Source organism: Blautia glucerasea, from assembly GCF_020537505.1.
Taxonomy (GTDB): domain Bacteria; phylum Bacillota; class Clostridia; order Lachnospirales; family Lachnospiraceae; genus Blautia_A.
This window is the reverse complement of record NZ_JAJBMO010000003.1, coordinates 42360-67007: the sequence shown is the minus strand read 5'-3', so window position 1 is coordinate 67007 and position 24648 is coordinate 42360. Positions and strand designations below refer to the sequence as shown.

Annotated in this window: 18 protein-coding genes; all 18 read right to left on the bottom strand. The window is 46.0% G+C overall.

The features are described from left to right. Positions 1-48 precede the first annotated feature (48 nt). Entirely contained in the window at positions 49-1518 is a 1470-nt protein-coding gene (spoIVA, locus tag LIQ05_RS03350) for a stage IV sporulation protein A (RefSeq protein ID WP_226818623.1), read from the bottom strand. A 179-nt stretch (positions 1519-1697) separates the two neighbouring features. Continuing rightward, positions 1698-3386: a [FeFe] hydrogenase, group A gene (locus LIQ05_RS03345; protein WP_226818618.1), complete on the bottom strand. Its 1689-nt coding sequence runs from the start codon at positions 3384-3386 to the stop codon at positions 1698-1700. 14 nt (positions 3387-3400) lie between these two features. Beyond that, on the bottom strand, positions 3401-5272 hold the full coding sequence (locus LIQ05_RS03340) for an NADH-quinone oxidoreductase subunit NuoF (protein ID WP_226818615.1): 1872 nt from the start codon (positions 5270-5272) through the stop codon (positions 3401-3403). Next, positions 5269-5748, bottom strand: coding sequence for a complex I 24 kDa subunit family protein (locus LIQ05_RS03335; protein ID WP_226818612.1), 480 nt, complete (start codon positions 5746-5748; stop codon positions 5269-5271). The genes LIQ05_RS03340 and LIQ05_RS03335 overlap by 4 nt, the downstream gene beginning before the upstream one ends. A gap of 369 nt (positions 5749-6117) precedes the next feature. Next, on the bottom strand, positions 6118-7092 hold the full coding sequence (gene moaA / locus LIQ05_RS03330; RefSeq protein WP_226818610.1) for a GTP 3',8-cyclase MoaA: 975 nt from the start codon (positions 7090-7092) through the stop codon (positions 6118-6120). After that, positions 7085-7513, bottom strand: a complete 429-nt coding sequence (locus LIQ05_RS03325; protein ID WP_226818607.1) for an MOSC domain-containing protein — start codon at positions 7511-7513, stop codon at positions 7085-7087. Before LIQ05_RS03325 ends, moaA begins: the two co-directional genes overlap by 8 nt. A 222-nt stretch (positions 7514-7735) precedes the next feature. Then, positions 7736-8590, bottom strand: a complete 855-nt coding sequence (locus LIQ05_RS03320) for a bifunctional 5,10-methylenetetrahydrofolate dehydrogenase/5,10-methenyltetrahydrofolate cyclohydrolase (RefSeq protein ID WP_226818605.1) — start codon at positions 8588-8590, stop codon at positions 7736-7738. An 80-nt stretch (positions 8591-8670) separates the two neighbouring features. Further along, positions 8671-9300, bottom strand: coding sequence for a cyclodeaminase/cyclohydrolase family protein (locus LIQ05_RS03315; protein WP_226818602.1), 630 nt, complete (start codon positions 9298-9300; stop codon positions 8671-8673). Positions 9301-9401: 101 nt separating this feature from the next. Then, positions 9402-11087: a formate--tetrahydrofolate ligase gene (locus LIQ05_RS03310; protein WP_118578434.1), complete on the bottom strand. Its 1686-nt coding sequence runs from the start codon at positions 11085-11087 to the stop codon at positions 9402-9404. 135 nt (positions 11088-11222) lie between these two features. Next, positions 11223-11894 (bottom strand): DUF3786 domain-containing protein, encoded by a 672-nt coding sequence (locus tag LIQ05_RS03305; RefSeq protein ID WP_226818598.1) that lies wholly within the window; start codon positions 11892-11894, stop codon positions 11223-11225. Positions 11895-11902: 8 nt separating this feature from the next. Further along, the gene (gene acsV, locus LIQ05_RS03300) at positions 11903-13846 is read right to left on the bottom strand and encodes a corrinoid activation/regeneration protein AcsV (protein ID WP_226818595.1); all 1944 of its coding nucleotides are present in this window, start codon (positions 13844-13846) and stop codon (positions 11903-11905) included. Between the two features lie 174 nt (positions 13847-14020). After that, positions 14021-14806 (bottom strand): carbon monoxide dehydrogenase/acetyl-CoA synthase methytransferase subunit, encoded by a 786-nt coding sequence (gene acsE, locus LIQ05_RS03295; RefSeq protein WP_118578436.1) that lies wholly within the window; start codon positions 14804-14806, stop codon positions 14021-14023. A 76-nt stretch (positions 14807-14882) separates the two neighbouring features. Beyond that, on the bottom strand, positions 14883-16229 hold the full coding sequence (acsC, locus tag LIQ05_RS03290) for an acetyl-CoA decarbonylase/synthase complex subunit gamma (protein WP_118578437.1): 1347 nt from the start codon (positions 16227-16229) through the stop codon (positions 14883-14885). A gap of 24 nt (positions 16230-16253) precedes the next feature. Then, a complete protein-coding gene (gene acsD, locus LIQ05_RS03285) occupies positions 16254-17195 on the bottom strand; it encodes an acetyl-CoA decarbonylase/synthase complex subunit delta (protein ID WP_118578438.1) in 942 nt (313 codons plus the stop codon). A 49-nt stretch (positions 17196-17244) separates the two neighbouring features. Next, positions 17245-19371, bottom strand: a complete 2127-nt coding sequence (gene acsB / locus LIQ05_RS03280; protein ID WP_226818592.1) for an acetyl-CoA decarbonylase/synthase complex subunit alpha/beta — start codon at positions 19369-19371, stop codon at positions 17245-17247. A gap of 256 nt (positions 19372-19627) precedes the next feature. Next, complete coding sequence (gene acsB, locus LIQ05_RS03275) at positions 19628-21757, bottom strand: acetyl-CoA decarbonylase/synthase complex subunit alpha/beta (RefSeq protein WP_118578440.1); 2130 nt, start codon at positions 21755-21757, stop codon at positions 19628-19630. An 18-nt stretch (positions 21758-21775) separates the two neighbouring features. Further along, positions 21776-22549 (bottom strand): AAA family ATPase, encoded by a 774-nt coding sequence (locus LIQ05_RS03270; RefSeq protein ID WP_118578441.1) that lies wholly within the window; start codon positions 22547-22549, stop codon positions 21776-21778. A 24-nt stretch (positions 22550-22573) separates the two neighbouring features. Further along, entirely contained in the window at positions 22574-24466 is a 1893-nt protein-coding gene (cooS, locus tag LIQ05_RS03265) for an anaerobic carbon-monoxide dehydrogenase catalytic subunit (protein WP_226818589.1), read from the bottom strand. Positions 24467-24648: the final 182 nt, after the last annotated feature.

Below are 24648 nucleotides of genomic sequence, written 5' to 3'. Positions count from 1 at the left end.
ACAGCAAAAAGGCAGCTGCTTTAAATGCACTGCCTTTTTGCCAGAATCCTATATGATAATGCATACCAGACCACCTTTGCTGTCGTTTACGATTTTCTGCATGGTGTCCTGAAGCTTTACCTGACTTTCCTCGCTGATCATGGCAAGCTTGCTTTTGATCCCATCCTGAACCAGCTGTTCAATGGATTTTCCAAAAATATTGGTCTCCCAGATGCTTTCCCCTCTTGCGTCGCTTTCCCCAATGTATGTGATCAGGTCTTTTGCCTGCTGCTCTGTTCCCACGATTGGCGCAATTTCGGTTTCAATATCTGCTTTGATCATATGGATGGAAGGACTCTTGGATCTGATCTTTACGCCATATTTATTTCCCTGGCGGATCACGGCAGGCTCTTCCAGCTGGATCTGGGAAAGCTCCGGCACTACCACCCCATAGCCGCTGCCGTTCACAGCGTCAAGGGCATCCTTTACCTTTACATACTTTTCCTTCATGGCTACCAGCTCTTTCATGGTATGGATCAGTTCATACTCGCTTTCCATGGGGATCCCGCTCATGTCACTAAGCATTTTATAATAATATTTATCGTCTACCTGCAGCCGGATCTGGACGGTTCCATCAGACAGGCTCACACGATCCAGAAGGGTATCCTGCACATAAGGCCCTTCTAATTTCACCGATTCCCTGGTAATATCCCGGATGTGGAGAAGCTTTTTCATACAGGCTTTTATCTGGGAAAGGATCTGGCCTTTCAGCTCACTGGCTGCTGGCAGCATTTCCACCCATTTGGGAATAAAAAACTGCAGCTGGGTAACTGGAAACTCGTAAAGGATTTTTTCCAGGATCTGCGCGATATCTTCTTTTTTCAGCTGTTCGCAGTTCAGCGCAAGTACTGGTACCTGATATTTATTCTGAAGCTCATTCACAAGCTGAATGTTCTCTTCCCTATGGGGCAGCTGGGAATTTACCACAATAAGAAACGGCTTTTTCTGGGCTTTTAGTTCTGTCACTGTCTGCTCTTCTGCCTGGACAAAATTTTCTCTTGGAATTTCTCCAAAGCTTCCATCTGTGGTGACCACAAGACCAATGGTAGAATGCTCCTGGATCACTTTTTCCGTTCCCACCTTCGCAGCCTCATGGAAAGGAACAGCTTTGGAAAACCAGGGGGTTTTTACCATCCGCTCTTTTCCGTCCTCCAGATTGCCACCTGCATCTTTTACGAGAAAACCCACACAGTCGATAAGACGCACCTGTACCTTCAGGTCTTCGCCTAAATCAACCGGGATTGCTTCCTTTGGTATAAATTTAGGCTCTACTGTGGTGATCATTTTCCCGGAACCGCTTAAGGGAAGCTGGTCCCGCACTTCTTTTTGCATTTTTTCATCCATCCCAGGCAGAGCGATCAGCTCCATAAACCTGCGGATAAAAGTGGATTTTCCAGTACGGACAGGGCCTACAACGCCTATGTATATATCGCCGCCGGTTCTGGCCTGTATATCCCGGTAAATCTGAAAATTTTCCATATAAAAAAGCCCTCCTGCATCATAATTAAAAGGTAGCTGCGAGATGATTTCTCGGCACAGGTATATACTCTTCCTCTAAATATTATGCAGTCGGGCTTTTTATTATGCTATTGCTTCTCCCACTGGCGGAAGCCATTTTCCATGGCGTAGCTGCCAAACAACTGGATCATATTTAAAAATCAATAAAACTCATTGTGGAGAAGCTTGTGCTCCTTGCCTTTCAGCAGGCCCTGGTAAAGTTCCAGAACCATCGGGTTCTCATCGGATTTCTTGATCAGCATGGTATTGTCTGCATTGTACAGTCCCTTGGCTCTTGCAGCCTTGGTTCTGTCACCGGCACGTACCGGCTGGCCTCCACCCATGATACATCCACGGCGGCATGCCATAACCTCGATCAGATGGTAATTGGCTTCCCCGTTCTTTACGCGCTCCATAACCGTTCTTGCATTTGCAAGTCCACTGGCTACGCATACATTGATATCCATTCCCTTATATGGAACAGAGAATTCTTTAATGCCCTCATCTCCACGTACACCGCACTCTGCGATCTCCCGCATGGTTTCTTTGGAGTGATCCGGGCTTAAACGACGGAGAACCGCCTCAGTCACACCACCGGTAACACCGAAGATAACACCGCCGCCAGAACCAAATCCAAATGGCATATCGCATGCTTCCGGCTCCAGCTGTGCGAAGTCAAGACCAAAGTTGTCGATCATGCGAAGCAGTTCTGTAGTGGTGATCACAATATCGGTATCCTGCTCCCCCTCTGTAAAGCTGTTCGGACGGATTATCTCCGCCTTCTTAGCTGTGCATGGCATAATAGATACCATAACGGTCTTCTTACCCTTGGCATTCTCAGGATCACGGAAGTACTCTTTGATGACTGCAGACATCATTCCCTGTGGGGATCTGCAGGTAGACAGATTCGGAATGTAATCCTTATACTGGTCTGTAATAAATTTTACCCACGCGGGACAGCAGGAGGTAAGAAGCGGGAGGTTCTCGCCCTTCTCAATCCTGTTCAGGAATTCTGCAGACTCTTCCATAATGGTAAGGTCAGCACTGAATGTGGTATCATAAATTTCATCAAATCCCATTCTGTGGAGCGCATTGACGATCTTACCCATTACGCTTCGGCCTTTCGGAAGGCTGTAATGGTCTCCTACTGCAACACGGACCGCCGGAGCGATCTGTGCTACTACACGGACATTAGGATCTGCAAGAGCTTCCCATACCTGATCCATATGGGTCTTAATGGAAATCGCACCTGTAGGACAATATACACGACACTGTCCGCAGTTTACACACTGGGTTTCTGCAATCTTTTTGTTGAATGCAGGAATTACGATTGCTTCTGTTCCACGATATGCGAAGTTCAACGCGCCGATTCCCTGAAGTTCCTCACAGGCACGTACACAGTCACCGCAGAGGATACATTTATTAGGGTCACGAACCAGTGATGGTGAACTGTCATCAATCTCGTACTGCTCTCTTGTATTCTGGAAACGGATGTTATGTACGCCAAGGCGGTGAGCCAGTTCCTGAAGAACGCACTCTCCACTCTTTACACAGGTGGTACAGTCACGGCAATGAGCTGCAAGAAGCAGTTCTACAACCAGTTTCCTGTATTTTTTGATCTTGCCTGAGTTTGTATAAATTACCATTCCATCCCTTGGCTCCTCAGAACAGGAAGCGAAGGTTCTTCCTCTGTCATCCTCTACCGTACACAGACGACAGGCTCCAAATGTGGAAACCTCTGAGTGATAACAAAGCGTGGGAATATTAATGCCTGCCTTACGGATTACGGTCAGGACATTTTTTTCATCTGTAAATTCGACTTTTCTGCCGTCAATTGTCATTGTACCCATAATCTGTCCTCCCTCTACATTTCCACATATATTGCATCAAAGTTACAGTTATCCTTACAGGTACCGCACTTGATACATGCATCATTGTTAATATGATAAGGTGATTTGATCTTACCGGAAATTGCCCCGGCAGGACAGTTCTTGGCACATTTTCCACAGCCAATACAGAATTCCGGATTGATGTGGAACTGGCGGAGAGCCGTACAAACCTTTGCACGACACTTCTTGTCACGGATATGCTCCTCGTATTCCTCACGGAAACGCTTCATAGTACTGAGAACCGGAAGTGGTGCACTCTTTCCAAGTCCGCAAAGAGCCATGCTCTGAACCATCTTTGCAAGCTCTTCCAGTTCATCAAGGTCAGACATCTCGCCCTTGCCAGCAACGATCTTCTCAAGGATCTCCAGCATACGCTTGGTACCCTCACGGCAAGGTACACATTTACCGCAGCTCTCGCGCTGGGTAAAGCTCATAAAGAAACGGGCAACCTCTACCATACAGGTATTCTCGTCCATAACAACAAGGCCACCGGAACCCATGATAGCATCCAGCTTCTTCACGGAGTCAAAATCAAGAGGTGCATCCAGTTGTTCTTCGATCAGACATCCGCCGGATGGTCCGCCGATCTGAACGCCCTTAAATGCAGCACCGCTCTTCAGGCCGCCGCCGATATCATAAATGATCTCACGAAGTGTGGTTCCCATTGGAACTTCAATAAGACCAGTATTCTCAATGGCACCTGTCAGGGAGAAGGTCTTGGTTCCCGGGCTTCCCTCTGTTCCGATGGTACGGAACCATTCAGCGCCCTGGGCAATAATCTTCGGAACATTTGCGTAAGTCTCTACGTTATTTAATACTGTTGGTTTGCCCCACAGACCTTTCTCAACGGTACGAGGCGGTTTAACACGAGGCATACCTCTGTTTCCTTCAATAGAGGAGGTAAGGGCAGAACCTTCACCACATACGAAAGCTCCTGCACCGCGGTTAATATGAAGATGGAAATTCACGCCGCTGCCAAGGATATTCTCTCCCAGAAGACCATATTTCTCAGCCTGGGAAATGGCAAGGCGAAGTCTTGCTACGGAAAGAGGATATTCTGCACGTACATAAATATATCCGTTCTCAGCTCCAACAGCATAGGCGGCAATGATCATACCTTCGATCATCTTATAAGGATCACCTTCCATAACGGAGCCATCCATAAATGCTCCCGGATCACCCTCATCACCGTTACATACTACATAGCGTGTCTTTTCAGCCTGTCTTGCTACCTGTGACCATTTCTTACCCGCCGGGAAACCAGCGCCTCCACGTCCGCGAAGACCGGATTTCGTAACTTCGTCAATGACATCCTGGGGTGTCATCTCTGTGACTGCTTTCGCAAGGGCAGAAAAACCGCCTGCTGCAATATATTCGTCAATGGACTCTGCGTCGATCTTACCGCAGTTCTCAAGAACAATACGGGTCTGACGGCTGAGGAACGGGATGTCCTCAGGCTTCGGACAGACTTCATCCCCATGACGGTAAAACAGACGGTCTACAGGCTGTCCCAGACGTACGGTACGCTCTACGATCTCCAGACAGTCTTCTTCCTGAACATGTACATACTGATATCCATATGGCTCAATTCTTACAAGAGGGCCTAACTCGCAAAGTCCCTGGCAGCCAGTCTTGATCACGCCTACGTGTGGGATATCCTTCTGCATTTCGATCTCCACACCGTCAATACCTTCACAGAGTCTTACCATCTCATCATAGATCTTCTGTGCACCGGAAGCCATACATCCAGTACCGGAACAGACGAGAACGCGGCATGTGAAGCTCTGGATATTCTGTTCAATCTCAGCTCTTTTGCTTTGCAGATCTTCTTTACTGTTAATTCTCATCCATTCTCACCTCTCAATCTGTTAATCAGCTCTACTACCTTCTCTGGTGTCATCTTGGCATGCACTTCTTCATTGACCATACAGGTGGGAGCAAGTCCGCAGGCTCCAAGACAGGACACGGTCTCTACCGTAAACATCATATCATCTGTGGTATGTTTCTTATTGCTCAGTCCAAGCTCTTTCATGAAGGCTTCCTTAACCGGAATAGACTTTCTTACATGACAGGCCGTACCGTCGCATACTTTGATTATGTATTTTCCCTTAGGCTCAAAGGAAAAGTTCTCATAAAAGGTTGCAACACTGAAGGCTTTCGCTTCAGTAACGCCGATCTTCTCGGCTACGTAGGTCAGAAGCTCTGCAGGCAGGTACCGATATTCTGCCTGGATATCCTGCATGATGGGGATTAAAGATGCCGCACACCGCTCATAATGATCGATAATCTCATCTGCTTTCTTGTAATATGACTGATCTACCATTTTTGTTAACCTCCTTACTTGCCAGCTGCCTACAGGTCTTTTGTCCCCGTCCTCCAGGGCTGCTCGCTTTGCGTATTTTTTAACAAACATGACTATTTTTTGTAATGAAATTATATAATTTTTTGTTCATTTTGGCAAGTAATTCCGTATAAGTTTATTAATTAACAATTATTTTTGCACAATTTTGTATGTCAAAATATATGAAAACATACAAAAAAGGCCAGATTGCGCAGGCTGCACATATGATACAGCTGCACTCTCCGACTTTCCTTATCTGTCATCTTTTTTCGTTTTATATACGCTAAGAACCGCCTGCCCGTCCTTTCAGAAACTGCTCTGTCCTATCCCATCCCTGCTTTCGCAGCATATTCACCCGCCTATCTGTGCCATGATATGGGATTCTTCGTTTCCTTTTTTCTTTTCCTGAAAATTATGGCCTGCTGGTTTCTCATAGATTACTTTTTCTATTGCTGCTTTTAAAGTCTCATCTGAACAGCCGCCGCGAATCAGAGCTTTCAGATCTGCTCCGTTCTCAAACTGCAGACAGCCTTTTAGGAAACCGGTAGAAGTAAGACGTACCCGGTTGCAGCTGTCGCAAAATTTATGGGACAATGCACTGATAAAACCGATCCTGCCCTGGAAGTTTTCCAGGGTATAATAATGACAGGGGCCATTTCCAAGTCTTTCCCCTGTAGGTGTCATTGATCCGTACGCTCTTTCCAGAACAGCCTTTATCTGTTCTTCTCCCCTGGCTGTAAACTCCTTTCCGAGACCAATTGGCATCATTTCAATGAAACGAACATGCAGGAGATTCTCCCTGGCAAGCCCTGCGATCTGTATAAGATCCGCTTCCGGCTGAAATGTGGGAACACAATTTACTTTCACCTTCAGAGATGGATAGGAAAGTGCTTTTTCCAGGCCCTGCAATACCTGGGGCAGAGCACTTCTTCTTGTTATCCGCTCAAACGTCTCTGCTGCAAGGGTATCCAGACTGATATTTACAGCGTCCAACCCAGCCTTCATCAGCTCCGGGAGCTGCTCTGCCAGCAGGATTCCATTAGTAGTCAGCGTTACTTCACTGATTCCAGGAAGGGCTTTCAACTCTTTTACCAATGGAATACAGATCTTGCGGACAAGGGGCTCGCCTCCAGTCAATTTGATCTTGGAAATCCCCAGTTCACTGGCTGCGCGGCAGACTCTCACGATCTCATCTGTATCCAGTATTTCCGTTCTTGGAATTTGATGGATTCCTTCTTCCGGCATGCAGTACACGCACCGGAGATTACATCTGTCTGTAAGGGATATCCGCAGGTAATTAATATTCCTTCCGTATCTGTCAAGCATAAACCATCTCATCTCCCTCAGAGATCACGCCGCCATGGATCACTTTTGCAAAAACGCCCTCCCGGGGCATAATGCAGTCTCCCATGATCTGGAATATTTCACAGCCATTATGACACTGTTTCCCGATTTGGGTGATCTCCAGGATCACATCGTTGCACTTCAGGCGGGTTCCTATCGGAAGTGTTTTAAAATCAAACCCCTGTACGATCAGATTTTCCCCGAAAGCACCATCCTTTACAGGTGCTCCTTTGGCTTTAAATTCTTCTATTTTTTCATAGGACAGAAGGCTGACCTGGCGATGCCAGTTCCCTGCATGGGCATCATTCTCCAGTCCGTAATTCTCGATCAGTTTTACAGTGTGGATATTGACCTTCTGAGTCCCTCGCTTCTCACTGATGTTTACTGCCATCACTTTTCCCATAATGTGTTACCTCCATTTATCTGTACTTTCTATAGTACAATATCTTACTGAGAAAAGCAAATTTTTTGTAATAGCAAAACAAAATTTTGCCATATAATGGGAGATTTCACGAAATCTGAGCCACAAAAAAACTCCCCAGATTTCACTCTGGAGAGCCTTTTTTCCGCTTGGACACTGGATGTATCTGATTACATCCTTATATCATTATAATCTGATCAATAATTATGCATTTACCTTACGCATGGCAGCCTCTACAACATGTCCGACAAGAACAGAAGTAGTTACGCTTCCAACTCCGCCAGGAACTGGTGTGATGGCGTCTACGACCGGCTCTACTGCTGCGTAATCAACATCTCCGCAAAGTTTGCCTTCTGCGTTTACATTGATTCCTACATCAATGACAACCTGTCCCTCTTTTACATACTCTGCACCAACAACGCCTGCGCGTCCTGCTGCTACGATGATGATATCAGCCTCACGTGCTACAGACGGCATGTCTACAGTTCTTGTGTGGCAGATGGTTACAGTTGCGTTTTTCTTAACAAGCATCATGGCTGCCGGTTTACCAACAACAAGGCTTCTTCCGATTACAACTGCTTTCTTGCCTGTGCAGTCGATTCCGTAATGATCCAGGATCTCCATGCAGGCCTGTGGTGTACATGGTGGGAAACCGATCTTCTTGCCTGTGAAAACACCAGACATGGAAAGATCTGTCATACAGTCAACATCCTTCTCCGGAGCAAGTGCATTCTCGATCACAGCCTGATCTAAGTGCTTCGGAAGCGGACGGAACAGAAGAACGCCATGGATGTGGTCGTCTTTGCTTACTTTATCGATAACTGCAAGAAGCTCATCCTGAGCTACATCCTCTGGAAGAAGGATTTTCTCGCATGCAACGCCTAATGTCTCGCAGCGCTTTGTTGCTCCTTTTTCATAGGAAATATCACTTGGATTCTCTCCTACACGGATGATGCAAAGTGTTGGATTTACGCCTTTTTCCTGAAGTGCTGCTACATTGCCTTTGATACGCTCATTTAATGCAGCAGTTACTTCTTTACCTAATAACTGTTTTGCCATTTTTAAGTAATCTCCTTATTTTATGATAAATCCAGGGTATCAAATGATTGTCAAAAGACCTTTTGACAATCATATCCTTTTTATTTCAGTCTTGCAAGTACGCTGTCAAATGTCTCATCTGCAAGCTTACAGTATTTTTCAAGCATTGCATCTGCCTTTGCATTCAGCTCTTCTGCATATTCTCTGTCAGCCATGGATTTGGTGTTGATATAAACATTCAGGCTGGCGCCCTTTAAGGCGGCTTTGCAGAAGGTTGCAGCTACACCAGCATCGCTGATGGCAAGCTTGGAGCCTTTTGCAGCAAATTCCTTGATCAGATCAAGTGCCTCACAGCACTTCTCCATAATCTCCATTGGAACAGAGCAGGCATCCTTTAATACGATTGCCATAACTCTTGCTTTCTCAGCTTTCTCTTCCTCTGTCTCTTTCGGCATACCGTATGCTTTGGAAAGAGGCTCAAAAACTTCTGCATCGCGCTCGATCAGGCGAAGGAAATCTTTCTGAAGCTGGTCGCATTTGCCTTTCAGTTCCCACATTTCATCCTCAACATCAGCATATTTCTTCTTGCCAACAGTAAGGCTTCCTACCATATTTCCAAGTGCAGTTCCTACAGCACCTACCAGTGCAGATGCTCCGCCGCCGCCTGGAACCGGGGCTTTAGAAGCAAGAACTTCTACAAATTCTGTACATGTACTTGTTGAAAATCCCATTTTCATTGTCTCCTTATTGTTCTTAATCATCATGTAAGCCATGACCTTTTTATAACGCCAGGCGGACAGGTATATCCGCCTGATGTTTCTTTTTTCTTTGATTAGAACAGACCTGTGATCTTACCAGTCTCGTCAACGTCGATTCTCTCAGCTGCCGGAACTTTCGGAAGACCTGGCATGGTCATGATCTCACCAGTCAGTGCAACAACAAATCCAGCACCTGCGGAAACCTTCAGGTTACGAACTGTGATCTCAAAATCTGTCGGTGCACCAAGTTTTGTCTGGTCATCTGTTAAGCTGTACTGAGTCTTTGCAACACAGATCGGGCAGTTTCCAAAACCAAGAGCTTCTAACTGTTTTGCCTGTTTCTGAGCGTTTGCTGTGAGAACAACTTTCTTTCCGCCGTATACTTTCTGAACGATCTGGTTCAGCTTATCCTCGATAGAACCGTCAAGCTCATAGGAATAAGAGAAGTCATTTGGCTCTTCGCAGAGACGGATTACTTCCTCAGCAAGCTTCAGGCCGCCCTCGCCGCCTTTTGCCCATACTTCGGAAAGTGCAACGTTAACACCAAGCTCTTTACATTTTGCTTCAACAAGGTCAAGCTCTGCCTTGGTATCGGTCGGGAATGCGTTGATTGCAACAACACATGGAAGTTTGTAAACATTTTTGATCGTGTTTACATGTCTTAAAAGGTTCGGGATACCTTTCTCAAGAGCCTCAAGGTTCTCGTTGTTAAGGTCTGCTTTTGCAACACCGCCGTTGTATTTAAGGGCACGTACAGTAGCAACGATCACAACAGCATTTGGATGAAGACCTGCCATACGGCATTTGATGTCAAGGAATTTCTCTGCACCAAGGTCAGCACCGAATCCAGCCTCTGTGATGGCATAATCAGCCAGCTTCATAGCCATCTTGGTAGCTGTTACAGAGTTACATCCGTGAGCGATGTTTGCAAATGGTCCGCCGTGAACGATTGCAGGTACATGCTCCAGAGTCTGAACCAGGTTTGGTTTCAGAGCGTCTTTTAACAGAGCTGTCATAGCACCTTCTGCGTGAAGATCACCAGCTGTTACCGGTTTCTGCTCAGATACTTTGCCATATGTATAACCAATGATCATCTTGGAAAGTCTGTTCTTCAGATCTGTGATGTCACTTGCAAGACAGAGAACTGCCATGATCTCGGAAGCAACTGTGATGTCATAGCCATCTTCACGAGGCATACCGTTTGTTCTTCCGCCAAGACCATCGATCACGTTACGAAGCTGACGGTCGTTCATGTCCACGCATCTCTTCCATGTGATCTTACGTGGGTCAATGTTCAGAGCATTGCCCTGGAAAATATGGTTGTCGATCATTGCTGCAAGAAGGTTGTTTGCAGCTCCGATTGCATGGAAATCACCTGTGAAATGAAGGTTGATATCTTCCATTGGAACAACCTGTGCATATCCGCCGCCTGCAGCGCCGCCCTTAACACCGAATACCGGTCCAAGAGATGGCTCACGAAGTGCAACCATTGCGCTCTTTCCAAGTCTCTGCATTCCATCAGCAAGTCCTACAGTTGTAGTTGTTTTTCCCTCACCAGCCGGGGTCGGGTTGATTGCTGTTACAAGGATCAGTTTTCCGTCTTTCTTGTCGCTCTCTTTTAAGAGATTGTAGTCGATTTTTGCCTTATACTTTCCATACTGCTCCAGGTATTTGTCATCAATACCAGCTTTCTCTGCAATCTGGGTAATCGGTAGCATTTCACATTCCTGTGCGATTTCAATGTCACTCTTGTATCCCATTGTAACTTACCTCCTTTTTACGTCCCTGCTACTATAATAGCCGGACGCCTCCGCTTAATTTGGATTTATCAAAACGGATCCTGGTGCAGGTTCAAGCACCCGCACTCCAGTCCGCTTTAATCTAAAATAAATGTTTTACTGCTCTTTCGCAGCTTTCAGAAAAGCCTTCAAAGAGCCAATGATCACATCTCCCATAACCGCCATATCTTCCGCAGCAAAGGATACCGGGAAATTGTCGGAAAACAGGATCTGGGAAGACGGCGGGAATTCATCGTCCCCTTCCCACAGGATCATCTGGATCTGATATCCCGGATAGATGGACAGCTCATATGCAACGTCTCCAAACTTTATAGGAGTACATTTCATATGATCCATCACCAGTCGGAAATCATCCAGCCTGTTTCCATAGGTAAATGCAAGCCTTTTGATACACCGTCCGTCAAACTGCCGCAGGTAAACCTCTCCCCATGGCATCTCCCGGTAAGTTTTAAACTTTCCGGTTCCCACAGAGGCGGAACCGTTCAGCAGAAAACGGATGGTAAGGATCTTCGCATAGATCATATCCTCAAGAGGATAGCAGTTTTTCTCATCTGCCACATGTTTTACCTGGAAATCCGGGTATGTAACCTTATATTCGGAACCCAGAAAAGTCAAAGTAAATTCCTTCGACTCTTCTTCATATGGGATGGAAAGTCTGGATGCGATCTCCTTTGGATCAGCTTTTGCATACAGCTCAAGATAATGCTCCCATGGCATTCTCTCTTTACTGTCTTTATCATAATTTAAGTCATCAATTGTAAATGGCATTTTATTAATTACTTCCTGTTCTGTAAATCATTCATTACATCAGGGAACATTCCGGTATCTGTATGAGGGATAAAACATGCTCCTACAAATTCGTCCATATAGGTTGGCACTGTGGAAAGCTCCATGTATGTCATGTTTGCAGCAAGCTCATAGGTCTTCTTCTCTGCCTCTGTAGAAAGAAGCATCAGATAGGAACCGGTCAATGAGGAGTTACCGATATAATGGAATTTCTCCAGAGGAATATCCGGGAACATTCCGATATTTACGGCATTTCTCATATTGATTCCGCTTCCGATACCGCCGGCAACGTATACGTCATCGATCATGCTCACATCAAAATCAAGACTGTTTATCATGGTTCTGATGGCTGAGAAGATAGCTCCCTTGGCACGAATGAAGTTATCAATATCAACCTCTGTGATCTCAATATCCTTCACAGAGCCTGCATCCTTTTCAAATGCGATCACATAGCTTCCCATTCCGTATTTATCGTGGCGGATTCTCTCTCCCTCGCGGACAAATTTGCCCTTTGGATTGATGATTCCGCACATGAAAAGCTCACTGATCACGTCAATGATTCCGGAACCGCAAAGTCCCACCGGTTTGGTGCCTGGATCACCTACTACCTTATAGGTCGGCTCCATAGTCTCTTTATCAATGGTACAAGCCTCAATGGCACCATCCGTTGCTCGCATACCGCAGCTGATATCTCCACCCTCGAAGGCCGGGCCAGCAGAACATGCACAGCTCATCATAAAATCAGAGTTGCCAAATACCAGCTCGCCGTTGGTGCCAAGGTCGATAAACAAAGAGAACTCCGGTCTGTTCCAGATCATACTTACTAAAGTTCCGGCAGTGATATCACCGCCTACATAGCTTCCGATATTTGGCGCAATGATGATATGCGCGTCTTTATTGATGGCAATTCCCACATCAGAAGCAAAAAGGGAATTGGTTTTGAAGAATGCTGGAATGTACGGCTCCATACGGACCGGATCCGCGTTGATCCCGGCAAACAGATGATTCATCGTTGTATTTGCTCCCACAGACATTCTGTAAATATGGCTGGCTGGAATGCCTGCACTTTTACACATCTGTGCGATCATTGGATTGATTGTCTCTTTAATGACTGCATCCTGCAGTTTCTTCTTCCCACCTGGCTTCTGCTGTTCGATGATACGGTTGATAACATCTGCTCCGAAACGGATCTGTCCGTTTCCAGAGGAAGCCTTGGCAAGAATCTCTCCAGTCTCCATATTGATCAGGACTGCAGAAACAGTTGTGGTGCCAATATCCACTGCAAGTCCGCCCACTACCACTTCTTCATCTTTTCCGAAAATATCGTATACAAAAAGATCATTAGGAGCCGTACGAACCACACATTTTACCTTGAAATGATTTTCCCGGAGTACATCCGGTAATTTTCTTAATACAGCGTAAGGAATCCTTACCTGCTTCAGATTCATGTATTTCTTTAAAGCTCTTGTAAGGCGCTCATTATCCGGCATGGTGTCATCAAGACTTGGCTCATTCATATCAAGTTCAATTACATCCAGACTGTTTCTGAGCTCAATACCGGTCATTTCTACGTCTCTTTTGGAATTCTCGAAAATGGCAATTTCCTCTTTGGAGCTGAGATCTGCAACCTTCATTCTGCTCTTGTAAGCAGACGCAATATCAGGTACCAGTACGGTCACATCTGCACAGACCCTGCTTACGCAGGCAAGACGCCAGCCTTCCTGATATTCTTCCTCACTGATATGCAAGGTTTTCTTGCTGTCCAGCTCTCCCTTTTTTAACTGTACCCGGCACTTTCCGCAGGAAGCATTTCCGGAGCACGGCGCATCGATGGCCACATTGGCCTCTCTGGCTAATTCAAGTAAATTGTCCCCCGCATTGGCAAAATGTTCTACCACACTGCCATCTTCAAAAGAAAATGTAACCTTAAACATCCGGCACTCACCTTTCTCATATGGTCATATCTGCCAAAACAGGTTATTGCTCACCACATGAACAATAACCAAAACAGACATTTTTTACATCTTATCCGTTAGAAAAAGGGACTGAGGCCAAAGCCCCAGCCCCTCTTTGTATCTTACGTCCCTATTAGAAAGAACTATAGATGATTACAGTTCAAGATAGGAATCAGCATACAGGGTGTTGCCCTTGAATACATCGCAGGATTTGATTGTTTCCATAAGACGAAGGTCGTTAGGGTTAACAATTGCGGATGTAAGGCCCTGCATCATAGCCATAGCAACTAATGCGGAATCCATGATTGGACGGATGTTCTTCGGCATACCGTTACTGTTGTTGGACAGACCACCTGTAGAGTTCAGTCCCATATCGGAGAACATTTTAATAGCCTCAAGTACTTCCATCTGTTTGTCCTGCATTCCTTTAACAACCAGGAACAGCGGGTCAAACCACAGATCACTTGCGTCCATACCATGCTCCATACCTCTTTCAAGAAGCATCTGGCAGTACATCATACGCTCGTCGTTGTCTTTTGCAATACCTTCACCGTTGCAAAGAGCGATAACGATTGCATCGTTAGCTGCTGCAAGGTCGATGTTCTCAATTCTTCCAGCTGCATCAGCAGAGTTTACGATTGGTTTTCCTTTGGAACGGTTGTATACGGAAATACCAGCCTCAATTGCTTTTTTGTTGGATGTATCCAGAGACAGCGGAACGTTGTCGAAGTTCTCCTGAAGAAGCTTAACAGCCCATTTCATCAGGTCTTCTCCATCGTTCTCAGCTGGTCCGATGTTTACATCAAGATAAACAGCACCAGCATCAAGCTGCTGTTTTGCTCTCTTTAAGATCGGCTCAGGATCTCTCTCTGTAAATGCTTTGTTTACAGAAGGTGCTGTTGTTGAAAGTCTCTCTCCAATTGTAACAAATTTTGCCATGTCAAATGTTCTCCTTTACATTTATAGTGGTGCCGCCCATAAGCGGCATACCCTTTTAGGGTCTTAAAGGCTTAAATCAGCCTTCAAGATCCTTTAAGAACTTCACAAGCTGTACAGCTTCTCTTGGTCCAACGATGATTTCCCATCCTGGAAGTTTTGCTTCCAGATCACCCTTCAGGACTGCAACCTTACCTGGGATTACCAGACGTCTGCTCTTAACATTTGGCTCTACTTTCTCTTTGAAGAATGTAGAAATACTGTTTCCGGAGAATTTTCCTGCTGCCCAGGATGTCAGTACGGATAAACCGCCGGCATCGTTGATAACAAGATTAAGCGGAACACCGGAACGCTCCAGCTCTCCAGATACAAGGAAATATGTAAGAGCGAAGTCAACAGTTGTAACAACAAGAGAATTCTCATCTCCACCGTTCATCGGGTAGATACCTGGCTCTACACGCATTGGCTTCTGCGGGTCAGTAAATACGTTCTGACGCAGACCATATAACGGAAGTGCCTCTGCATATGTCATACGCTCCATAACAACGATGGAACCGTATTTCATTGTAAACATAGCTGCCAGACCTGCCTGAAGGTGATAGTCACCACCAGCGATCTTTGCAAGGTTTACGATGGATGGATAACCGAATGTTCTGTCCTGATCCTTCAGAGCTGCACGACGTACCTGTACGGCATTGCCGAAGGTCTCTTTGATGTCAGCGCCTGTTACATCAAGTACCAGATTCTTGTTTCCAAGTTTCTCGATTGCTGCTGTAGTATCATATAACTCGTTAAGATCTTTGCCAGATACACCAAGAACAACACCAGCTGCTGTTGCAACTGCGTTCATAGCCTCATAGTTAGAAGCATTTGCTCCGTTTAATACCGGCTTGCTGTCTTTGCAAACCTCAAGGGCTGCTTTTGCGATCTCCGGATCAGAACATCCAAGGATCAGGGTACGTCCAAGAGCTGCTGCTTTCTGTACAAGTGCTACATATTTGTCAGCTGTTGCTTCTGCATCGCAGTTTACGTAAACGATCTCTGCGTACATTCTCTCACCGATACGGTCATAATCAACCTTCGGGATCTCAGCCAGTTTTGCATCTACAGTAGCGTCATCCATGCATGTGCAAAGCTCTACTGCATATCTTGTCTTGTTTACAAAGGTCTTCTCATGTCTGAAAAGAACGGTCTCACCACCAAGGGTAAGCTCCTCATCGCCAGTACCGATCTTGATCGTCTTCATTGGCGGAGCAGTTGCCTCGGAAAGAGATGCTAATGCTTCCTCAGACATATGTGGACACTGCTCAATCTTTAAAGCGCCCTGTGCAACTTTCATGGAGAAAGCCATACATGTCGGGCATCCACATTCCTTACAGTTTTTCTTTGGTGTTAATTTAAAAATCTGAATACCATTCAGTGCCATATCAATTTTTCCCTCCTAAAAATATTACACAAGTGCTTTGATCATCTTAGCGATGGTCTTTACAGACTCTGGATGTCTTAAGATAACTGCGTCAGATCCTGCCGCCAGGTCTGCTGCTGCTGTCATAACTTCCATGTCGATACCACGCTCATCCTCTGAGCCCCATTCTGGCATATCTTCCTCAGTTGCAACTGATTCCTTTACGCCCCATGTCTCAGAAGAAACTGGTGTAATAATAGGCATCTGCAGCATGTTATCATTCTGGGATAATGCTGCACCTTTGATACGGTCCATAGTGGAAACAACATACTCGTAACCATAACCAACGGTAGCTGTTCCTACGTTCATAACGATCTTCTTCGCATCAACACCTAACTGTGTTGTTACTACGTTCAACTGTTTTGCAAGGTTGATATCATCAGCGGACTCAGCGCCTACGATCTGGTTGTAAGCAAGTCCTGCTGCAGCACCGATTGCCTTGTAGTTTTCTTCCTTCTCAGACATCACGATCACGTTTCTGCCCTGAAGTGCCTCTGCAACCTTCGGAAGAAGTTCCGCATCCTTCTCCACGTTCTTGCAGCCTTCAACTACTAATGGACAGTCGATTGCATCTGCAACCTCTTTTACGATTGCAATAAGTTCTTCTGTAGATTTGTTTACTCCGTTTGGATCTCCGCCTTCCAGGTTGAGTACAACGAAATCTCCACCTTCCATAGCTGCTGCTTTCTGAGCGATCTCAGCCATGGTGGTGCATCCTTCATAATATGCTTTGATTCCAGGTGCAAAGTCATCAAGTCCCATATCCGTGATCTCTACACCGATTTTCGGGCTGTTCTCGGTTGGTGCGTCAAATGTATAGAAAGGAAATGTAGAATTTCCTCCAATAGTAACCGCTTTATCGCCAGTTCCAACCGTAACAGTGTTGATCTTTGCGTTGAACTTCTGTGGTTTCTGATTAAATGGCATTTCTTAAAGCCTCCTTAAAAATTTGTAAAAATTATACAGAACCATTATACTACATCATCGGATCCATTGACAATGCAGGATGGTTATGTTCTGTTAAAAATGCAACAAGAACTTCCGGATCTGTGGCAACGGTCTCATCACCGATCATATCAGTGAAGTTGTCAATGCCATAGAGTTCTTTTGCAGTCTTATTGAGTCGCTCCGCCACGGTCTCTTTTAATTCCTTTGGCATCCATACGATACGCTCAATTCCGCCCTCTGCCTTCATGAATTTCTTGGATGAAATAAAGTGTTTTCCATGTCCCATAAAGCCTGGTGTCTGAACACCGCCGCCGGTCATGGAAGCCATCTCGGAGAACGTCATTCCAAGAGGTGTCATGCCTGCATACTCACGGTTTGCGATAACCACACCATTAGAAAATGGCTCAATACCGCAAATACACTCGAAGCATCCGCAGGAGGTCATAGGATCCTGCATGATGGAGTACAGAGTAACATGCTCCAGAGCACCCTGGGAATATTTCTTTACTGCTTCATCAACATCCTCGTAAGAGCCCAGATTTACATCGATCGGGCGCTCCTTGGTGATGATCTGACATGGGCCGTTTGGATCCAGTTCATTGGTTGCTTTTGCATCCAGCCATGAAACGGCTCCACAAAGTCCAAGTCTCTCCGGTGTTACTACGCAGACATGTGACGGAGAAAATGCCTGACACAGGATACAGCTGTAATAAACATCTACAGATTCATCAGTCAATGTCTCCAGACGCGCATCACGTTTGTCAAAAGTAGGGATTGCTACTTCATGACGCATTCTGGTACACTCATCCGGATCTGTATAGACAGTTACCTGACACTTATCTACAACAGCCTCGAACTCATTCTTTACCTGAGTGTAAAGAACTTCACCAAAGTGTTTTGCTCTGAAACCTGCTGCAAAAGCATCATTGCTGATACGGATACGGAACATATCCCTCTGTCCTGTGTGATATACACCTTCAATGCAGTTTATATAATTGTGGAATTTACGCTCGATAACCGGTTCAAAATCCGGCTGCATCTTCTTACCAGCTACTTCTACCACGTAGGCAAGGCTGTGCTTGCTTCCAGGTTCGAAGCTATCGACTTCCGGACCTACGACAGTAATCTTGTGATCCTCGACCTCGTTCATTTCCTTAGTCTGCACAAGCTCTACGCAGTCCACACGGGAACCGTCAAATTCCACACGCATATCTTTACGACGAATGATCTCACCTTCAAAGGCAGACGCAAATGCTACCGGAATATCCACCTTTGTGATTTTGATCTTGATTCCTCTTGCTTCAAGGGAAACCTTATTAAAGTCAGCAACGTTCGGACACGCGATCAGGGCTCCTGGTACTTCCACAATGTTCTCATCCTCATTGGAGATTACCGGGAAACCAAGCTTGATCGCACCAGCACCGGCTGCAAGAACTACATCATCAACAGGTTTGAAAGCATTTACAAATGCCGGAACCCTGTCTTTGGTGTATGTAAGAAGGCTTGCTGCATCGCCAGGTGTTACATTGCCGAAAATCAGTGCTGCACGAAGTGCAACAGATACAACGTGGATAACAGATGTTACGTCTTTTCCCAAAGGAACAATTCGTAAATTATAGCCCATCTTAAGGCCAAGCTCCTGTGCCTGGTCAATGATACCGCCAACTAATGTTACCAGGATACCCTGTGCCTGATAGCTCTTGATCAGGTCAACACCTTCCTGTGCAGTCGGTGCGCTGCCAAGGATAACAGCTACACCAGGGATATCTCCTGTTACAAGCGGTACACCAAGCTCACGGATAATGGAATCTGCAAGATGGCCATAACAAGGCTCCTGATAGGGTTCTGCCCCATCAAGATACTTCAGTGCTTCAATAAATTCCGCACAGAGGGCTGTTGCTACACCTGACATAAGAGCATCATCCAGAACATGCTCTCTTGTCATAAGAGATTTTACGACGCCAAGGGCTGCCTGCAGTTCTCCAAGTGTTTTGATCTTCACACCGGTTACTGCATAATAGCATGGAAGACAATATGCTGTGTGTGGAAATCCCACTGCCTTGTCTGCACCATGCTGCTGTACAGCATCGTTTACGGCTTTTTCTGTCAGACCGTATACTGCATCATTTCCGCTGAAAATTCTGTTAATTAACAATTTTCTGCATCTCCTTTTCTGTTAATCTTCTATCACAAACCACGTAAAGCCTCGCTTCTTTCCATGGATTTGCTGCTAAATAAATTATCAGATACAGACCATTTCCTTCCGCACTCAAAATGATCTGCTTGTTCGCCCTCCGCAGCGAAATTATAAATCAGTATTCCTGCCGGAAATAGTGAATCCCGGAGCCTGTCTAAAGGAGACAGACTCCAGGGAAATTATCTCCATTTTGCAGCAGGAGCTGCTGGATAAATTACATCATCGGGTCAAGTCCAAGTGCCGGATGTCCCTTCTCTGTAAGGAATCCTACCAGAGTCTCAGGATCTGTAGCAACAGTCTCATCACCGATCATATCTGTAAAGTTATCGATTCCGTAAAGTTCTTTTGCAGTAGCATTTAATTTCTCTGCGATGAACTCTTTTAATTCTTTCGGCATCCATACGATACGCTCGATACCGCCCTCAGCCTTCATGAATTTCTTGGAAGCGATGAAGTGTTTACCATGTCCCATGAATCCAGGAGTCTGAACACCACCACCTGTCATGGAAGCCATCTCAGAGAAGGTCATTCCGAGAGGTGTCATGCCTGCATACTCACGGTTAGCAATAACTACACCGTTGGAGAATGGCTCGATACCGCAGATACACTCGAAGCATCCGCAGGAAGTCATAGGATCCTGCATGATGGAGTACAGGGTAACGTGCTCCAGAGCACCCTGGGAGAACTTCTGAACCGCTTCATCAACGTCTTCATAAGAACCAAGCTCTTCATTGATCGGACGCTCTTTGGTGATCACCTGGCAAGGTCCGTTCGGATCAAGCTCGTTGGTAGCTTTTGCATCCAGCCATGAAACGGCACCGCAAAGTCCAAGTCTCTCTGGTGTAACAACACAAACGTGAGACGGGGAGAATGCCTGGCAGAGGATACAGCTGTAATATACATCAACAGACTCGTCAGTGAGGTTTGCAAGACGATCATCACGTTTCTCGAATGTCGGAATTGCAACTTCATGACGGATTCTGGTACACTCAGCAGGATCTGTGTAGATCACAACCTCACACTTGTCAACAACTGCGTCAAATTCGTTCTTAACCTGAGTATAAAGAACTTCACCGATATGTTTGATACGGAATCCTGCATCAAATGCTGCATGGCTGATACGGATACGCTGCATATCTCTCTGACCGGTGTGATATACACCCTCGATACAGTTGATGTAGTTGTGGAATTTACGCTCGATAACAGGCTCAAAGTCAGGCTGCATGTTCTTACCGGCAACCTTAACAACGTATGCAATGCTGTTCTTGCTTCCGTCTTCCATCTCGTCAACTTCCGGTCCTACAACTGTGATCTTGTGATCCTCGATCTCAGAAGCGTCACAGGTATGTACAAGCTCAGCACAGTCAACACGGGAACCATCGAACTCAACACGCATGTCTTTACGACGAATGATCTCGCCCTCGAATGCAGATGCGAATGCAACCGGGATATCGATATTTGTGATCTTGATCTTGATGTCACGAGCCTCAAGGGAAGTAGCGTTGAATTTGCTTACGTCCTCCTGAACGATAAGGCTCTTCGGTACACGGAAGATGTTCTCTGTCTCGTTTGTGATTACCGGGAAGCCAAGTGCGATAGCGCCAGCTCCGCAAGCAACTACAACGTCATCCAGAGGTCCGAATGCGTTAACGAATGCCGGAACACGGTCCATTGTATATTTCATAAGTGTACCTGCATCTCCAGGTGTTACGTTACCGAAGATCAGAGCTGCACGAAGTGCAACAGATACAACGTGGATAACTGCTGTAACGTCTTTTCCAAGAGGAATAACACGTACGTTTGCTCCAGTGTTCATGCCAGCTTCCTTCACCTGGTCAATGATTCCGCCAACCAGTGTTACAAGAATACCCTGTGCCTGATAGCTCTTTACAAGTGCAACACCCTCTTCTACAGATGGAGCTGTTCCAAGGATAACGGCTACACCAGGGATATCGCCTGTTACAAGCGGTACACCAAGCTCACGGATCACAGCATCTGCAAGGTGGCCATAGCATGGCTCCTCATATGGTGTTGCTCCGTCGATATATTTCAGAACTTCGATGAACTCTGCGCAAAGTGCGGTAGCAATACCGGACATGAATGCGTCGTTCAGTCTTTTCTCTCTTGTCATAAGAGTTTTTACAACGCCAAGAGCCTCTTTTAACTCTTTTAAGGTTGTAACCTTGGTTCCTGTTACTGAATAGTAGCAAGGAAGGCTGTAAGCGGTATCAGGGAAGCTTACTGCTTTGTCTTCGCCATGCTGTGCGATGGCTGCATCAATAGCGCCCTCTGTTAATCCATAAACAGCGTCGTTTCCGCTGAATACTCTATCAAATAAAGTCACTGTAGTACCTCCTATTATTTACAGACTTGATTCGTTGTCTATCTTTTCTTTAATCTTTCTGATCTCAGATGTTACTGTCTCACTGAAATCATAGGGTGATTTGCCCTGGCGGTCTGCGTCCATAACTTCTACATTGTAGTGGATCATTCCAAGAAGATCTTCCGCCGGGATCTTGTTTCGGATAAATTCTTCATCCTCTTCGTTCCGGACTTTGTTGGCTACTACCTTAACCTGGGTAATGCCAAGATCCTTTGCAAGACGCTTTACATTCTTGTAGGTCTGTACGCTTCTTGCGCCTGGTTCGATCACCACAATAAATTCATCCATGCTCTCCGTGGTACCCCGGCCCAGATGCTCCAGACCGGCTTCCATATCCATGATCACCACATCATCCCTGTGTACTACAAGGTTGCTGATGATTCTCTTTAACATGACATGCTCAGGGCAGACACATCCGCCTCCGCCTGTCTCCACGGTTCCAAGGACAAGCAGCTTTACCCCATTACAAACCTTTCCGTAGGTGTCCGGAATGTCGTCTACCTTCGGATTCAGTGTATAAAACTGATTCTGGCTGTTGGCTCCGGTACGCTCCTCTACCAGTTTACGCATCTTGGAAATGGGAACGATGGAATCCAAAGTCTCCTCATCGAATCCAAGAGCCAGTCCCAGGTTTGCGTCCGGGTCAACATCAGCTGCAAGGACCTTTTTCCCTTCATCTGCATATAATCTGGCAAGTGTTGCCGCAAAAGTTGTCTTTCCTACTCCGCCTTTACCGGTTACTGCTATTTTCATAAGTTAATCGCGCCTTTCCTGCAATTAGATTCCGAGAGCTTCACGTTTCTCTTCGATTCTCTCGATCATCAGATCGCCTAATTTATCAATATCTTTCTCAACTGTATAAGCAGCCTCTACCCAGTCACGAACACCCTCTGTAAGGAGACCAGCTACCTCTGTGGATCCGGATACATATGGATCTACGCCAAGGAATGTATCAATACCAGTTGCTACTACGTAGTTTCCGATGGAAACCGCTTTCTCAGACATCCACTCAGGAGCACATCCTACTACTGGAAGCTGGGAAATGTTCAGTCCGGAATCCTTAGCAAGCTCAGAAGCAAGGATCATCATACGGCTGATATCAACGCAGGATCCCATATGTAATACTGGCGGGATATCTGCAAGCTCGCAAACACGTTTCAGACCAGCACCGCAAAGGTCTTTTGCAGCTTTGTCCATAAGTCCTGCACGAGCAGCTGCCTGTGCGGAGCATCCGGAAGCGATGATCACGATATCGTTTGCGATCAGTTTCTTCATAAGTTCAATGTGAGCTGTGTCAGGTCTAACCTTCGGGTTGTTACATCCAACCATAGCAACAGCACCACGGATAACACCAGATGTAATACACTCAAGGAGAGGTTTGGTGGTACCGGTCTCATCTACCTGAGAGTTTGTTACACCGTCAAGTGTCTTAACGATTGCTTCTACAGAGTAACCAACAGTAGCTTTCTGTTTCATATCCGGGATATGTACAAGCTCTGGTTTTCTGTTCTTAAAGTTCTCACATGCAAGTTTTACGATCTGTTTTGCATTCTCTCCTGCTGTGTCAGCGTTGAATCTGATGAAGTCAGAATCTGGCATCTGGCAGATTGGAGAAGTTGTGATGAATTTTGTATGGAAGCATTTGGAAAGAGGTCCAAGTGCCGGGAAAATACACTGAACGTCAACTACGATTGCCTCGCAGGCACCTGTCAGTACAACGTTCTCCTGCTGTAAGAAGTTACCAGCCATCGGAATACCACGACGCATTGCAACCTCATTAGATGTACAACATACACCAGAAACAGTGATTCCCTTAGCGCCCATGGATTTTGCATAATCGATCATTTCTTTGCTGTCTGCGTACTCACAGATCATCTCGGAAAGGCTCGGATCATGTCCATGTACAACAATGTTTACGTTCTCAGCGTTCATAACACCAAGGTTAGCCTCGGTCTCGATTGGCTTCGGAGTTCCGAAAAGGACATCAGAGAACTCAGTTCCGCACATGGAACCGCCCCATCCATCGGAAAGACCATTACGAAGTGCCTGACGGATCAGAGCCTCTGGTTTGGATGTGTTACCCATATGAGTCATATGAAGTGCACAGGAAACCTCGCGGTCGATTGCTCTTGGCTCGATCTCAGCTTCATGCCACAGATCCTGTGTATGCTGAGGAGCTCTCTTCAGCCATCTGGAATTTCCTCTGATCTTTCCGTACTCTTCCTGAGCAAGATCAGACATTTCATGAGCCAGATCATAGATGTCTTTGCCCTCTGTCTCAACACCCCACTCTTTTGCAATACGGATCAGCTTCTCAGGATCTTTTACCTGGTAATCGCCGCCCTCTTTTGCATGTCCAAGTGTGATACAGATCTCACGTCCGTGATCAGAGTGTGTAGCTGCGCCGCCTGCTGTAAAACGAAGGAAGTTTCTTCCTACGATACCATGTACATCGCATCCGCAGATACCTCTCGGTGCCTTAGGTGTAATACGGCACGGACCCATAGCACAGATTCGGCAACATACGCCCTGCTCACCGAATTTACAGTGTGGAGTCTGATTCTTAACACGCATCTGCCAGGAATCAGCGCCTACCTTTGCACCAGTCTCAAGAAGACGGGCTGTGGCAGCTTCGAATTCTTCCACTGTAGTTAATTTGAATTCACTCATTATTGACCTCCTCTAAGTATGTGTTACTTTCGATAATTTTATATATATTCCGTTAATCGGAACCCATCCCCTCCCATGGGATAAATTTCTGACGAAAATTCCGCAGCAGCGAACCCGCCTACTGCGGAAATATATAGCCTTTTCTATCCTCTTGTCGCATAAGCATACCAGGCAAGGGGGAT